At 72.0% G+C, this 13,953-nt stretch carries 12 protein-coding genes; 7 read left to right on the forward strand and 5 right to left on the reverse strand.

What is annotated here, in order from left to right:
* Positions 1–37: 37 nt before the first annotated feature.
* Both acs and ABIC29_RS18550 read left to right on the forward strand, forming a co-directional pair.
* Entirely contained in the window at positions 38–2,089 is a 2,052-nt protein-coding gene (acs, locus tag ABIC29_RS18545) for an acetate--CoA ligase (RefSeq protein ID WP_354247945.1), read from the forward strand.
* 114 nt (positions 2,090–2,203) lie between these two features.
* The gene (locus ABIC29_RS18550) at positions 2,204–2,506 is read left to right on the forward strand and encodes a DUF4190 domain-containing protein (protein WP_116085929.1); all 303 of its coding nucleotides are present in this window, start codon (positions 2,204–2,206) and stop codon (positions 2,504–2,506) included.
* 98 nt (positions 2,507–2,604) lie between these two features.
* Here the strand turns inward: ABIC29_RS18550 and ABIC29_RS18555 are convergent, their stop codons facing one another.
* Complete coding sequence (locus tag ABIC29_RS18555; RefSeq protein ID WP_116085931.1) at positions 2,605–4,116, reverse strand: MFS transporter; 1,512 nt, start codon at positions 4,114–4,116, stop codon at positions 2,605–2,607.
* Between the two features lie 89 nt (positions 4,117–4,205).
* On the opposite strand from ABIC29_RS18555, the gene ABIC29_RS18560 reads away from it, so the two are divergent.
* The 3 genes from ABIC29_RS18560 to ABIC29_RS18570 all read left to right on the forward strand — a co-directional run bounded on the left by ABIC29_RS18560 (position 4,206) and on the right by ABIC29_RS18570 (position 7,383).
* The gene (locus ABIC29_RS18560; protein ID WP_354247888.1) at positions 4,206–4,835 is read left to right on the forward strand and encodes a TetR/AcrR family transcriptional regulator; all 630 of its coding nucleotides are present in this window, start codon (positions 4,206–4,208) and stop codon (positions 4,833–4,835) included.
* Positions 4,836–5,131: 296 nt separating this feature from the next.
* Positions 5,132–6,604 (forward strand): DUF6421 family protein, encoded by a 1,473-nt coding sequence (locus ABIC29_RS18565; protein ID WP_116085936.1) that lies wholly within the window; start codon positions 5,132–5,134, stop codon positions 6,602–6,604.
* Positions 6,605–6,708: 104 nt separating this feature from the next.
* Positions 6,709–7,383, forward strand: coding sequence for an SDR family NAD(P)-dependent oxidoreductase (locus ABIC29_RS18570; RefSeq protein WP_116085939.1), 675 nt, complete (start codon positions 6,709–6,711; stop codon positions 7,381–7,383).
* A gap of 23 nt (positions 7,384–7,406) precedes the next feature.
* Here ABIC29_RS18570 and ABIC29_RS18575 read toward each other — a convergent pair whose 3' ends face one another.
* Together ABIC29_RS18575 and ABIC29_RS18580 are read right to left on the reverse strand one after the other, a co-directional pair.
* On the reverse strand, positions 7,407–8,084 hold the full coding sequence (locus ABIC29_RS18575) for a DUF4232 domain-containing protein (RefSeq protein ID WP_354247891.1): 678 nt from the start codon (positions 8,082–8,084) through the stop codon (positions 7,407–7,409).
* A 123-nt stretch (positions 8,085–8,207) separates the two neighbouring features.
* Positions 8,208–9,254, reverse strand: coding sequence for a hypothetical protein (locus ABIC29_RS18580; RefSeq protein WP_354247894.1), 1,047 nt, complete (start codon positions 9,252–9,254; stop codon positions 8,208–8,210).
* Positions 9,255–9,358: 104 nt separating this feature from the next.
* Here ABIC29_RS18580 and ABIC29_RS18585 point away from each other — a divergent pair, with 104 nt between their 5' ends.
* Positions 9,359–9,748: a phage holin family protein gene (locus ABIC29_RS18585; RefSeq protein ID WP_354247897.1), complete on the forward strand. Its 390-nt coding sequence runs from the start codon at positions 9,359–9,361 to the stop codon at positions 9,746–9,748.
* 4 nt (positions 9,749–9,752) lie between these two features.
* On the opposite strand, the gene ABIC29_RS18590 is transcribed toward ABIC29_RS18585, so the two are convergent.
* On the reverse strand, positions 9,753–11,060 hold the full coding sequence (locus ABIC29_RS18590) for an MFS transporter (RefSeq protein ID WP_354247900.1): 1,308 nt from the start codon (positions 11,058–11,060) through the stop codon (positions 9,753–9,755).
* A 211-nt stretch (positions 11,061–11,271) separates the two neighbouring features.
* On the opposite strand from ABIC29_RS18590, the gene ABIC29_RS18595 reads away from it, so the two are divergent.
* The gene (locus tag ABIC29_RS18595; RefSeq protein WP_354247903.1) at positions 11,272–12,177 is read left to right on the forward strand and encodes an alpha/beta fold hydrolase; all 906 of its coding nucleotides are present in this window, start codon (positions 11,272–11,274) and stop codon (positions 12,175–12,177) included.
* Between the two features lie 18 nt (positions 12,178–12,195).
* On the opposite strand, the gene ABIC29_RS18600 is transcribed toward ABIC29_RS18595, so the two are convergent.
* Entirely contained in the window at positions 12,196–13,905 is a 1,710-nt protein-coding gene (locus ABIC29_RS18600) for a SulP family inorganic anion transporter (protein ID WP_354247906.1), read from the reverse strand.
* Positions 13,906–13,953: the final 48 nt, after the last annotated feature.

Below are 13,953 nucleotides of genomic sequence, written 5' to 3' on the forward strand. Positions count from 1 at the left end.
CGCCTCGGCGACGGCGACCCCGCTGACCCGCCCGACCATCTCGGGCCTGCTCGACGAGCGCCGCCGCTTCCCCGCCCCGCCCGCGTTCGCCGCGCAGGCCAACGTCCCACCGGATGCCGCGGCGGCCCTTCGCGCGGCGGCCGAGGCCGACCCGATCGCGTTCTGGTCGCAGCAGGCCGAGCGCCTCGACTGGACCGAGCCGTGGCACACGGCCCACACGTGGCATCCGGCGACGCCCACTGCGCAGGCCGATGAGCGCGGCGACACGGGCGAGCTCAGCGTGCCCCGCGCCGAGTGGTTCGCGGGCGGCCGCCTCAACGCGAGCGTGAACGCCGTCGACCGCCACGTCGACGCCGGTCGCGGCGACAAGGTCGCCTTCCACTTCGAGGGCGAGCGCGGCGACCGCCGTTCGATCACCTATGCCGAGCTGCAGCGCGACGTCGCGAGGGCTGCGCACGCGCTCACCGAGCTCGGCGTCGTCGCGGGCGACCGCGTCGTCGTCTACCTGCCGGTGCTGCTCGAGACGGTCATCGCCACGCTCGCGATCACGCGCATCGGCGCCGTGCACTCGCTCGTGTTCGGCGGGTTCTCGGCCGAGGCGCTGCGCTTCCGCGTCGAGGACACGCAGGCCAAGCTCGTGATCACGACCGACGGGCAGTTCCGCCGCGGCACGGCCGTGCCGGTCAAGGCCGCCGTCGACGAGGCCGTCGCGGGCGTGGCCTCCGTCGAGCACGTGCTCGTGATCCGGCGCACCGGCGACGAGACGCCCGACCTCCCGTGGACGCCGGGGCGCGACGTGTGGTGGCACGAGGTCGTGGCCCGCCAGCCCGACGTGCACGAAGCGCAGAGCTTCGACGCGGAGCATCCGCTCTTCATCATCTACACGAGCGGCACGACCGGAAAGCCCAAGGGGCTCGTGCACACGACCGGCGGCTACCTCGCGCATGTCGCCTACAGCTACTGGGCGGTGTTCGACGCCAAGCCCGACGACGTCTACTGGTGCACGGCCGACCTCGCGTGGGTCACGGCGCACAGCTACGTGCATTACGGCCCGCTGCTCACGGGCACGACGAGCGTCATCTACGAGGGCACGCCGAACACCCCGCATCCCGGCCGGCACTTCGAGATCATCGAGCGCTACGGCGTCACCACGTACTACACGGCGCCAACGCTCATCCGCTCGCTCATGACCTGGTTCCCCGATGGCGTGCCCGGCACGGCCGACGGCGGCTACGACCTGTCGTCGATCCGACTCCTCGGGTCGGTCGGCGAGGCCATCAACCCCGAGGCCTGGATGTGGTTCCGCGAGCAGGTCGGCGCGGGCGCGGCGCCCATCGTCGACACGTGGTGGCAGTCCGAGACCGGCGCGGCCGTCATGGCCCCGCTGCCCGGCGTCTCGACGCTGAAGCCCGGCTCCTCGCTGCGAGCCCTGCCCGGGCTCACGACGCGCGTCGTCGACGAGCAGGGGGCGGATGTCGCACCCGGCCATGGCGGGTACCTCGTCGTCGACGGCACCTGGCCGGGCATGGCCCGCACCGTCTGGGGCAACCCCGAGCGGTACCGCGACTCCTACTGGGCGCGCTTCGCCGATCGCGGATACTTCTTCTCGGGCGACGGCGCGAAGGTCGACGCCGACGGCGACATCTGGCTCCTCGGCCGGGTCGACGACGTCATCAACGTGTCGGGCCATCGGCTGTCCACGATCGAGATCGAGTCCGCCCTCGTCGCCCACCCGTCCGTCGGCGAGGCCGGGGTGGTCGGCGTCTCCGACGCCACGACGGGCGAGGCGATCGTGGCGTTCGTCGTGGCATCCGACGCCCTCATCGGTGCGATCGGCACGTCGACGGATGCCGCGGCTCGCGCCGCATCGCTTCGATCCCATGTCGCGACGGCGATCGGCCCGATCGCGAAGCCGCGCGAGGTCGTGTTCGTCGCCGACCTGCCGAAGACCCGCTCCGGCAAGATCATGCGACGGCTGCTCGTGGACCTCGCCGAGGGTCGTCCGCTCGGCGACACCACCTCGCTCCAGGACGACCGCGTGCCCGATGCGATCGCCGCGGTGCTCGCCTCGCCGGCGCGGAGCGCGTGACGCCGCACGTCATCGCGTGACGGGCGCAGAGTACTCCCCATTGACGGGCGACCGCCAGACCTGCCACGCTGCATCCGGCGATCACCATCGCTCCAACCGAAAAGGATGCCCCGCATGTCTGACCTGCCTCCCGCCCCCGTCCCCGCCGCGCAGCCCGCTGGCCCGGTCACGCCGTCCGAGAAGTGGAACGTGCTGTCGATCGTCGGCTTCGTGCTGTCGATCATCGGCTTCAACGTCGTCGCGATCGTGCTCGGCTTCATCGGCCTCAGCCAGGTCAAGAAGACCGGCGAACGCGGCCGCGGCCTCGCCCTCGCCGCCGTCATCATCGGCTTCGCGTCGATCGTGATCGGCATCATCCTCACGATCGTCTTCTTCTCGGTGCTCGCAACGACGAGCGCCGTGACCAGCACGTACTGACCCACGCGCAGAAGCCCCCGCCCGGTGCATCCGGGCGGGGGCTTCGTCGTGCCGGCGACCCGCGTCTCCGACCCGCCGGTCGAGGAGGCGCCCCGGCGCTACTCGACCGAGGCGACCGAACGCCGACCCGACGGGAGCAGCAGTCCGATCGCCGCCGAGGCGAGCAGCACGGCCGCGCCGACGGCGACGGCGGGCTGGGCACCCACCGTGTAGAGGTCGGGCACGAGCTCGCCGCCGGCCCCGGTGAACACGGCCGTCGACACCGCGATGCCGAGCGCGACGCCCACCTCGCGGACCATCGAGTTCGTGCCGCTCGCCTTGGCGTGGTCGACGGGCGCCATGGTCGCCAGCACGGCGGTCGCCGACGGCGCGAACACGAGGCCCATGCCGACGCCCGCGACGATGAACGGCGCGACGTACGCGGCGTACTCGACGCCCGGGTCGAGCAGGGTCGTCAGCCAGAACAGCGCGCCGCCGAGCAGCGCGAGTCCGGCGACGATGAGCGTGCGGGTGCCGACCCGCGGCGCGAAGATGCCGGCGAGCGGGGCCACGACCATGGGCGCGAGCGTCCACGGGGAGGTCTGCAGCGCCGCCTCGAACGGGCTCGCACCCTGCACGACCTGCAGGAACTGGATCAGGATGAAGATCGACCCGAACGCGCCGAAGCTGAAGCCGAAGCCGATGACGTTCGCGACGGAGAAGCTGCGGTCGCGGAACAGTCGCAGCGGCAGGAGCGGCGCCGACGCGCGGGTCTCCCAGAACACGAAGGCGAGCAGCAGCACGCCGCCGCCGATCAGGCCCGCGAGCACCTCGGCGCTGTCCCACCCCGCGTCGTTGCCGCGCACGATGCCGTAGACGAGCGCGAGCAGGCCGAGCCCGGAGAGCAGCAGGCCGACGAGGTCGGCGCGGAGGCGGGCGCCGAAGCTGTTCGGCAGCGCGAGCAGGGCGAGCACGACCGAGGCCACGCCGACGGGCACGTTGATCCAGAAGATCGCCTGCCATGACCAGCCCTCGATGACCGCGCCGCCGATCAGCGGCCCGACCGCGACGCCGAGGCCGGCGACGCCGCCCCAGATGCCGATTGCGAGCGGGCGGCGTGCGAGCGAGACGGACCCGGCGAGGAGCGTGAGCGAGAGCGGCATGATCGCCGCCGCGCCGAAGCCTTGGGCTGCGCGAGCGGCGATGAGCTGCCCCGGATCGGTCGCGAGCGCCGCGAGCGCCGAGCTCAGGGTGAACACGACGATGCCGATGACGAAGACCGTGCGGCGACCGTACCGGTCGCCGAGCGCCACGGCCATGAGGATCGTGCTCGCGAACGCGAGCGTGTACGCGTTCATGAACCACTGCAGCTCTTCGACGGATGCCCCGAAGTCGGCGTGCAGCACGGGCAGCGCGTTCGTCATCACGAGGTTGTCGAGCGTCGCCATGAACATCGGCAGCGCCGAGGCGAGCAGGACGAGCCAGAGCGCACGCGGGCGACGGCCGGACGTGGGGGCGCCGGGGTCGGACCCGCCGCCCGCACCGGCGTTCGCGGCGGTGGCCGGCGCGCGCTCGGCGTCCGTCGCCTGGTCTTCCGAGGTGATCGAGGTCGGTTCGGCCGTGGTGGACATGGCACGACTCCTTGGGTTCGAGGTTGTTGTTATCGGATGATTACTTACGACTTCCTGCACTGTAGTAATCGACTGATAACATGTCAAGCATGACCGTCGAAGCCGCCGCACCCGCCGCCCAGAACGCCGCACCCGGCCGGATGAGCGCGGTCGATCGGCGCGAGCAGATCCTCGTCGCGGCCACCGCCGTCTTCGGCGCCAAGACCTACGTCGGCACCACGACCGACGAGGTGGCCCGCGCGGCCGGCGTGAGCCAGCCCTACGTCGTGCGCCTGTTCGGCACGAAGGAGAAGCTCTACATCGAGGTCATCCAGCGGGCCTACGACCACGTGCTCGAGGCGTTCCGGCAGGCCCTCCCCGGCCCCGTCGAGACCCGCGGCGAGCGCCTCGGCGCCGCCTACACCGGCCTGCTCGTCGAGCGCGGCATGCTCCCGGTGATCGCCGGCTCGACCGCGATGGGCGGCGAGGCCGAGATCGGCCGGGTGGCCCGCGAGGGCTTCAGCAGCCTGTGGCGCTTCGCCCGCGACGAGGGCGGATTCTCAGCCGACGAGGCCCGCACCTTCTTCGCCATCGGCATGCTCATCAACACCGTCGTCGGGCTGCGCCTCACGGGCGACTACGGCACCGAGGTCACCGCGACCGAGGTGCTCGACGAGTGCTTCCCCGACGCCGTCGAGAAGGTGCGCGCCTTCCTCCCGCGCGCCGACGAACCCTGGTGAGTCGGCGACACGACGTTTCGGCGACCCACGGCGACGGCAGGACGCACCCGGCTCGACGCGCACCGCGTCGTCGCGGGACCGCGGCCGGCTCGCGGCCTCCGCCACGCCTCCGACCACCCTGCGCACGCATGTTCCGCCGCCCGGCGATCCGTTCCGCCGAATCGCGCGCCAACGCAGCATTCGTGCGCCGGTTGTCAACCAATCGCACCGGAATGCCTCGTAGCCTTGAACCGCGCGGCGATTCCCACTGCGCGTCCAGTGCCGATCGGCACGATTCCCGAGGAACGGAGGTTCATATGTCGAGCACCACCGCCGACGCCATCATCGGCGAACCCGAGGTCCTCGAAGACGCCGTCACCGAGGCCGACCTCGCCCTCGCGCACGGCGTCGAGCACGACCCGGCGTGGCTCGCGCTGAAGGCCGCGGCCACCGAGCTGCAGTCGCTCCAGGTGAAGGACGGCTCGGTTCCCGAGGCCGCCGACCACGCCCGCGCCGACGAGCTCGCCGACACGATCGTCGCGTCGATCGACGCGCTCGCACCGCGGTTCCCTCACGAGGCCGACTACCTCGCGGCATCCGTCGTCGACTTCCGACGGTGGCAGGCCGAGGGGTTCGGCGTGCCCGACTTCCTCGACTCGCTCCTGGCGTTCCAGCCGCAGCAGCACCGCATCGACGGCATCCGCCACCTCGTGGTCTTCCCGATGGTCACCCAGAACGGGTCGCCCGACCGGCATGTCGAGGCCCTCCTGGTCGAGACGATCTGGCCCGAGTTCATCGCCGCCCTCGAGGCAGGCGACTACGGCAACAAGCTGTTCGTCTCGCTGCGCCTGGTCGACTTCACGCCCGGTTACGACACGAACTCGGCCGTGCTGTTCCCCGAGACCGTCGCGATGCGCGAAATCCCGCCGTTCACGTGGGGCGCGATCTTCCAGGACCGCGAGGCGGCCAGGTACCGCAAGGTCGTGCGCGCGGCATCCGAGATCACGAAGCTCGAGCTGCCCGCCGACGCGGCTGCGCTGCTCGACGACCAGGAGCTCGCCGAGCGCACGTTCGTGATGTGGGACATCATCCACGACCGCACGCACATGCGCGGCGACCTGCCGTTCGACCCGTTCATGATCAAGCAGCGCATGCCGTTCTTCCTCTACTCGCTCGAGGAGCTGCGGTGCGACCTCACCGCGTTCCGCGAGTCGGTGAAGATCGAGCGCACGCTTCGGGCGCGCGCAGCGACGGCGCGCACCGAAGCCGGCTCGGCCGAACCGCTCTCCGACGTCGAGGCCCAGCTGCTCGAGCACGCCAAGCTCGTGCAGTACGCGGTGATCTTCGACCGCATCTTCCGCTTCGCCATCACGGGTTCGCGCGTGCGCAACTACGACGGGCTCGGCGGCCAGCTGCTGTTCGCGTGGCTGCATCGCAAGCACGTGCTCGAGTGGACGGATGTCTCGCTGAGCTTCGACTGGGACGCCGTGCCCGATGCCGTGGTCGAGCTCGGCGACGCCATCGACGAGCTCTACTGGAAGTCGATCGACCGCCCGAAGACCGTGCACTGGCTCGCCGCGTACGACCTGGTGACGAGCGTCGTGACGCCGAACCCGGCGTCGGTGTGGGCCGAGGGCCTGCCCCGCGAGGTGCTCGCCGGTCCGCCGAAGGGCTACACCGACCTCGTGATGGACGACGAGTTCCCGCTGTCGATGTTCTACGAGGCGCTCGACAAGAAGATGAAGCCCGTCATCGAGTCGACGGTCGGCATCACGGGCGCCGACGCCTGACGGCCGCACCACAGGACGACGTACGCTGCTCAGGACCGGATTGCGGATTCCGTGCTGAGCAGCGTCCGTTCGCCTGACTCCGAGAAGCTCGAAGGGGATCCGACATGACCGATCAGCCCACCGGCCTCGCCGGCCGAACCATCCTGATCGCGGGGGCGACGAGCGCCTCCGGCCGCGTGCTCGCACGGTCCCTGCTCGACGCCGGCGCCCGAGTGGTGGCGGTCGGCAGCGACCAGGGCCGCATCGACGCCCTCGAGGCCGAGATCCCGGGCGTCATCGGCGAGCGCGCCGACCTCACCGACGGCGACGACGTGCTCGAGCTCGCGATGCGCGTGCACGCCGGGGTCGGCGACGTCGACGGCGTGATCCACCTCGTCGGCGGATGGCGCGGCGGCGGCGGCATCCCCGGGCAGTCCGAAGAGGACTACCGCGTGCTCGAGCGCTCGTTCACGGCGCTGCGATACGTGAGCCGCGCGTTCTGGGACGACCTGCTCGCCTCGCCCGCAGGTCGTATCGCGATGGTCTCGTCGACGACCGTCGAGGCGCCCACCGCGGGCGGCGCGAACTACACGGCCGTCAAGGCCGCGAGCGAGTCGTGGATGCGCTCGCTCGCGCAGGGGATCGCGAAGGCCGAGGCGCCGGCCGCGGCCGTCACCTTCCGCGTGCGGTCGCTCGAGGGACTCGAGGGGCGGCTCGCGGCATCCGTCGTCGACCTCTGGAACACGGATGCCGCGGGCGCGGCCGAACGCAACGGAACCGTCGTCGACCTCTCGGCGTAACGGGCGCACCGCCCGCGGGAATCTCAGCCGGCGACGAGCGGCGAGATGGTCATCGTCGAGGTCTGCCCGTCGCAGACGGTGATCGCGTAGGGCGCGTCGATGCCAGCACCGGCGCCGTCGGACGTGCTGCGCGCCCGCAGCCCCGCGGCCTCGATGGGCGTGCAGCCGAACGCTCCGGCCTGGGAGCCGCGAACATGCGCGGTCGCGACACCGCCGTCGGCGGCGAGCACGACGAGGGCGGAGGGGCTCGCGTCGGCGTACGCCGGCCACCCGACCTCCGCGCCGGCGGCGTCGATCGCGATGAGCCCCGGCCAGCCGTCGAAGGTGCAGCCGAGAGTCGAGGCGTTCGTGAAGACGAGCTGGAAGCCGAACGACCCGGCACCCGATTCGTCGGGAAGCGGCTCGACCACGAGCCGAAGCTGCTCGTCGACGCACGGCGTCGCGACCGCCGTGTCATCGGAGAACTGCTCCTGGTCGCGCGCCGCGACCTTGGCGCCGGCGTCACCGCCCCCGTCGGCGCCGACCTGGCCCGCCGACGCGGTCGGCGACGGCGTCGGTGTCGGTGTCGGTGTCGGGGACGCGGGGGCGGAGCTCGCGCTCGACGCGTCGGCGTCCGTGGCCGACGAGCCCGCGCAGCCGCTCAACGCGAGCGCACCGGCGAGCACCGCACCGACCAGGGCCGTCGTCTTCGCCACCGTCATCGCGACCTCCTCGCTGCGTGCTGCCCGATCTCTCAGGCTATCCCCGGCCGACTCGAGGAGGAACAGGGATGTCCCCGATGCGATGGGCCGCGAGCGCCGAGCGTCGATCAGTCGATCAGTCGCTCAGTCGAACGTGCGAAAGCCGCTGGCGCCCAGCCCGGTCGCCCAGCATCCGCCGCCGGCGTTCGTGTCGCTCGGGTCGCCGAACGCGGCGAGGTTCCACTCGCCGACCTCGGCTTCGCCCAGGCCGGACGGCATCGCCGGGGAGCCGTTCGACGAGTCGTACGCGGGGTTCCAGTTCTCCCAGTAGCCGTACTCGAGCCCGAGCTCGGCCATGCACGAGCGCACTGCCGCCTGGAACTCCAGCCAGTTCTCACGCGCGGTCGGCACCTCGGGACCGGGCGGAGGCGGCACCGGCGCGCTGAGGGGCGTGCCGGCGGCCACGGCGGCCTCGGCCTCGCGCTGGGCCTGGGCGCGGCATCCGGCACCGGTCTCCGGGGAGCCGCGCAGCGCGTTCGACCAGGCGGCCGTCTCGTCGCCCGAGAGTCCGACGGGCTCCGGACTGCCGCCGAGCCACCACTGCCAGTCGAGGTACTCGAAGCCCGCGTCGGCCATGCACGATCGCACGACCGCCTCGCGGCCGAGCCAGGCCGACCTCTCGTCGTCGTCGACATAGGCGGGGTCGCCGACCGTGAGGTACGGGTTGTACTCGGGCGACATCGGATCGCTCGGGTCGAGGGGCTCGGTCGGCGGTCCGGGCACGACGGGGTCGGTGCCGGGCGCGGGGGTCGGGGCCGGCGCGGCGGGCGGCGCGGGCGCGGTCGGCGGGGCCTGGTCGGAGGGCGCGTCGCCCGGTTCGTCGGCGTCGGTCGCACCGCCGACCGGGCGAACGCCGGACGCGTCGGTGCCGACGTCGCCGTCGGCCGCGCGATCGGTGCCGAGCACCTTGGCGAGGATCACCGCGGGCGACGCGTCGTCGCCGCCTGCCGCGTGCACTCCGGCGGTCGCGCCGAGCGCGCAGAGCGCCAGCACACCGGCCGCGCCGAACCCGATGACCCTGCGGCTGAGGCCGCGTGGGGCCGAGTTTCGGGCTCGATCAGGGCCCGTACCGCTCGGGGTGCGGGTGGCGTGCGCTCGGCGATGCCGAACGATCCCACGGCGCAGTGACATCGTTCGATCCTACCAACACCCCCCATTCGGGGCACACCGTTCCCAGCGCACGCTCAGGGCATGTCATCCCGCGCGGAGATCGCTGCGAACGCTACGCTCGCGGCATGGTGCGCAACCTCCTCAACCTGGCGATCTTCCTCGCGACGGCGGCGATCGCGCTGCTGATCACCTCGCTGCTCGTGCCCGGCTTCCACGTGCATCCCGGCGGCTTCATCGTCGCGATCCTCGTGTTCGCCGTGGTGCAGGCGCTCGTCGAATGGCTCGTGCGCAGCCTCTTCCACCGCGCCGCGCCCACCATCGCGGGCATCGCGGGCCTGATCTCCACGTTCCTCGCGCTGTGGATCGCCTCGCTGTTCGGCGGCGTCAGCTTCGACGGCGTCGGCGGCTGGATCATCGCGACGGTCATCGTCTGGGTCATCACCGCGATCCTCGGCTGGGTCGCCGCGAAGTTCATCACGCCGCGCTTCGACAAGGACCGGTCCGCCGCACGCTGATGCGCTACTCAGCGGGCGGCTGCGCCTCGCCGGCCTCGTCCATGCTCATCGCGACATCCGCCGCCTCGCCGCTGCGCCGGCTGAGCCAGACGAACGGCACGGCGATGGCCTGCACGGCACCGCTGAGCGCGAGCGAGAACGGGTAGCCCCAGACATCCGCCGACCGCCCGAGCACGGGCTGGATCACGGCCGCACCCGTACTGCCGACGAGCGAGTCGAACGAGAGCACGGTCGCGCGCTGGGCCGACGGGATCATGTCGTTGATGTACGCCTGGCGCACGGGTCCAGCGGCCGCATCGATGAGCGCCCACAGCACGAGCAGCCCGAGCGCGACCCAGAAGTTCCGGTTCATGCCGAGCACCACGAGGATCCCGGCGCTCACGCCGACCGCGAGCATGACCGACGTGGTGCGCCTGCGGAACCGTCGACGCAACCACGGTGCGACGAGGCCGCCGATGATCTGCGACCCGGCGACGATGCCGGCCGCGAGGCCCGCGATCGAGTACGCGCCCTCGTCGCCCCAGAGCTCGAGCAGGTACGGCTGCAGCGCGTAGAAGACGTAGAAACCGACGCCGCTCGTGAACGCCGACGCCAGCATCAGGTATCGCACGCCGGGTCGCCCGAGGCCGTACTTCACGGATGCCACGAGCACGTGCTTCGTCGCCGTGATCGGGTGCCCTCGGTCCACCGGTGTGAAGCCCAGGTCGCGCATCAGGAGCGCCGCGACCACGAACATGACGATCAGCACGCCCGCCCGCATGAGGAACGGGACGCCGAGGTCCGTCGCCTGCGCGACCACGCCGCCGAGTGTCGACCCGCCGAGCATCGCGACGCCCGCGACCGAGATGCCACGACCGAACACCCGCTCGAGGCTGCCCGTGTACCCGGTCGCCGTCAGCGCGTCGACGAGCCACGCCTCGACCGCGCCGGAGAAGAAGGTGAACCCGAGCCCGAGGAGCACCGAGACGAGCGCCCAGGCCCAGAACGGCGAGTGCCACACCCACAGGAGGTAGTAGAGCGCCGTCGTGACGGCCAGGGTCACCGTGCCGAGCAGGTACGACACCCGCCGGCCGAGCGTGTCGGCGATCACGCCCGTCGGCACCTCGAACACGACCATGCCGATCGAGAAGAACGAGTTCGCGGCGAACGCCTCGAGGTTCGTCAACCCGGCATCGAGCAGGAACAGCGTGTTGATGCCCCAGATGAAGGATGCCGCGAGCGTGTTGCCGATGAGCAGGGTGAAGTAGACGGCCTGCACGCGGCCCGGCGTGGAGGTCGGGACCGACGGCGTCGCTGCCGTCGGCGAGCTCATGGCGCGATCCGGCTCACCTGCCCATCCTCCGCCTCCTGCGCGCTCGCCGCCACCGGCAGCCGGCGCAGCCCGCGCAGCCGGCGCAGCCCGCCCTCGACCCGAGACCGAGCGCGATTCGGGCATCCGGATGCCGCGGAGTAGCATGCTGCAGCCCCCACCGCCTGATCCACGCGCCGGATGCCCCGGCCGACGTTCGAGGAACGAGACGACGATGCCGACCATCACGAGCTCCGACGGCATCCGCCTGCACTACGTCGAATCGGGTGACCCGGCGGGCCGGCCCGTCGTGCTCATCGCAGGGTTCAAGGCCTCCGCGACGGGCTGGCACTACCAGGTGAAGCCGCTCACCCGAGCGGGCTACCGCGTCATCGCGTTCGACCGGCGCGGCCACGGCCTCTCCGAGACGGGTCCCGAGGGCGGACACACGATGGATCGGCACGGCGCCGACATCGGCGAACTCGTCGAGCAGCTCGGCCTCGCCGACGCGACGCTCGTCGGGCAGTCGATGGGCGGCAACGCGATCTGGGCGCTGCTCGCGTCGAGCGGGTCGACCGGCGCGGCCGGCTCGGACGGCGCGGCCGGCTCGGACGGCGCGGCCGGCTCGGACGGCGCGGCCGGCTCGTCGAGCGCGTCGACCGGCCCGCGCGGCATCCGCGACGTCGTGATCGTCGACCAGACGCCGAAGATGCTGAACTCCGACGACTGGGCGCACGGCTTCTACGACTACGACGCGGGCAACGCCGAAACCCTGTTCGCGACCGGAATCCCCGATCCCGGCCGGTACCCGCTGAAGACGAAGGGGCTCGTGCGCATCGCGCGCGTGCTGCGGGTGATAGACCTCCCGAAGGGCGGCAAGCCGACGTTCACCGCGGCCGAACTCGCCCTGCTGGGCGACCACGCGAAGCGCGACTGGCGGCCCGTGATCTCGGCGGCCGGCGTGCCCGCGTTCTTCATCGCCGGCGCCGAGAGCGAGTTCTGGCCGGCCGCGCACGCCGCGGCATCCGCCGACCTCAACCCGCTCGCCTCCTCGACCGTGATCGAGCACGACGGGCACGCGGCGAACATCGAGCAGCCGGCCCGCTTCAACGACGAGCTCCTGGCGTTCCTCGCCCGCTGAGCGCCGCACCGATCGGCCTCACCGCCGGGCGGCCACCCACTCCAGGGCGTCGCGGTGCGCGCGGCGCACCGCCTCGCCGATCCACTCCGAGCTCTCGTACACGCGGTCGGGGCCGAGGCGTTCGAGCAGCCCGCCGGCGGCCAGCTGGTCGGCGAGGCGCTCGCCGGCGACCACGAGCCACAGCGTCGAGCCGTGCCGTTCGAGGTCGTCGAGGTAGCGCTCGAGCACCGCGACGGAGGACAGGCCGAGGTCGTCGATCCCGCGGAGGCGCACGATGACGACCGACCCGCGCGTATCGTCGTCGACGGCTGGCAGCAGCGCCTCGAAGACCGGAGCCGTCGCATACGAGAGGTTGCCGTAGGGCTGCAGCACGACGACCTCGTGCGGCGGCACGGCCGCCATCGGATCGACCTCGCGCAGGCGCCGTTCCCCGTGGAACTCGAGGCGGCGCACCCGGATCCGGTTCGACTGCTGCGCGACGAACAGGACGACGGCGAGGCCGACGCCCACGAGCACCGCGAACTGCAGCGGGATGAGCAGGGTGAGGGCGAACGTGACGCCCATCACGGTGGTCTGCAGCGGCCCCGTCTTCGCGACGGACTGGATCCGCGGGGGCTTGATCGCCTGCACGCCGACGACGATGAGGAGCCCCGCGAGCGCGGGCATCGCGACGAGCGAGACCACGCCGGACGCGACGAGGATCAGCAGCGCCATGACGATCGCCGCGATGAACAGCGCGAGGCGGGTGCGCGCGCCCGCGGCGACGATCAGCGCCGAGGCCGACATCGATCCGCCGACCGGCATGCCCCGGAAGACACCGGCGACGATGCTGCCGACCCCCTGCCCGATGAAGTTCCGATTCGCATCGGCCGGCCTGCCGTCGGCATTCGGCACGCCGGCCGCGACCCCGGCGCCCTGCACGAGGCCGACGAACGCGAGCGAGAGCGCGGGCAGCGCGAGGTATCCCAGGTCGTCGAGGCTCGGGAGCACCGGCGCGGGCAGCCCGCTCGGCACGTCGGCGACATCGCCGACGAGCAGCACCTCCCAGCCGAACACGTGGGTGAAGAGCGCGGCGAGCCCGGAGCCCGCCGCGATCGCGACGACGAGTCCGAGCGAGCGCAGCGGGGTCCGCGTGAGCACCACGATGAGCGCGATGGTGACGAGGCCGACGACGACGGTCGGCAGGTCGAACGACCCGACGTTGGCGAACGTGTCGATCGCCTTGAACAGCCGGTTCGCCCCGCTTCCGGTGAACCCGGTCAGGTTCGCGAGCTGGCCGAGCACGATGTTGACGCCGACGGCCGTCACGAAGCCCACCATCACGGCGGTCGGGACGAAGCGCAGCATCCGGCCGACGCCGAGTGCACCCGCGACGATCATGATGACGCCGGAGAGCACGGCGAGCGTGTACAGCGCCCGATCCGGATCGGGCCGGGTCGACAGGTCCGTGTCCGAGACGATGAGCGCCATCGCGCTCGTGGCCTGCACCGCCATGAACGTGCTGCTCGTCGCCAGGGCGGCGCCCGCCATGCCGAACAGGAAGGCGTAGATGCCGGCCACCGGGTTGACCCCGGCGAGCAGCCCGATCGCGAGCCCGTCGGGAACGCTCTCGATGCCGAGGACGGTGCCGGCGAGCACGTCCTTGCCCAGCGTCTCGCGCCGGAACACGCGGCGAACGCCACGCCACCGCGACGCGAACCACGACTCGCGGGGCGGCGACTCTTCCATGCGCCCGACCCTAGACCCGGCGGTGCGTCCGGCAACAGGGCCGCATCC

Source organism: Agromyces sp. PvR057 (assembly GCF_040547485.1).
Classification (GTDB): domain Bacteria; phylum Actinomycetota; class Actinomycetes; order Actinomycetales; family Microbacteriaceae; genus Agromyces.

What these genes read in the sequence shown, in the direction of transcription:
- ABIC29_RS18550 (WP_116085929.1), top strand. Translation starts at nt 2,204, where the DNA reads ATGTCTGACCTGCCTCCCGCCCCCGTCCCCGCCGCGCAGCCCGCTGGC.
- ABIC29_RS18555 (WP_116085931.1), bottom strand. Translation starts at nt 4,116, where the DNA reads ATGTCCACCACGGCCGAACCGACCTCGATCACCTCGGAAGACCAGGCG.
- ABIC29_RS18560 (WP_354247888.1), top strand. Translation starts at nt 4,206, where the DNA reads ATGACCGTCGAAGCCGCCGCACCCGCCGCCCAGAACGCCGCACCCGGC.
- ABIC29_RS18565 (WP_116085936.1), top strand. Translation starts at nt 5,132, where the DNA reads ATGTCGAGCACCACCGCCGACGCCATCATCGGCGAACCCGAGGTCCTC.
- ABIC29_RS18570 (WP_116085939.1), top strand. Translation starts at nt 6,709, where the DNA reads ATGACCGATCAGCCCACCGGCCTCGCCGGCCGAACCATCCTGATCGCG.
- ABIC29_RS18575 (WP_354247891.1), bottom strand. Translation starts at nt 8,084, where the DNA reads ATGACGGTGGCGAAGACGACGGCCCTGGTCGGTGCGGTGCTCGCCGGT.
- ABIC29_RS18580 (WP_354247894.1), bottom strand. Translation starts at nt 9,254, where the DNA reads ATGTCACTGCGCCGTGGGATCGTTCGGCATCGCCGAGCGCACGCCACC.
- ABIC29_RS18585 (WP_354247897.1), top strand. Translation starts at nt 9,359, where the DNA reads ATGGTGCGCAACCTCCTCAACCTGGCGATCTTCCTCGCGACGGCGGCG.
- ABIC29_RS18590 (WP_354247900.1), bottom strand. Translation starts at nt 11,060, where the DNA reads ATGAGCTCGCCGACGGCAGCGACGCCGTCGGTCCCGACCTCCACGCCG.
- ABIC29_RS18595 (WP_354247903.1), top strand. Translation starts at nt 11,272, where the DNA reads ATGCCGACCATCACGAGCTCCGACGGCATCCGCCTGCACTACGTCGAA.
- ABIC29_RS18600 (WP_354247906.1), bottom strand. Translation starts at nt 13,905, where the DNA reads ATGGAAGAGTCGCCGCCCCGCGAGTCGTGGTTCGCGTCGCGGTGGCGT.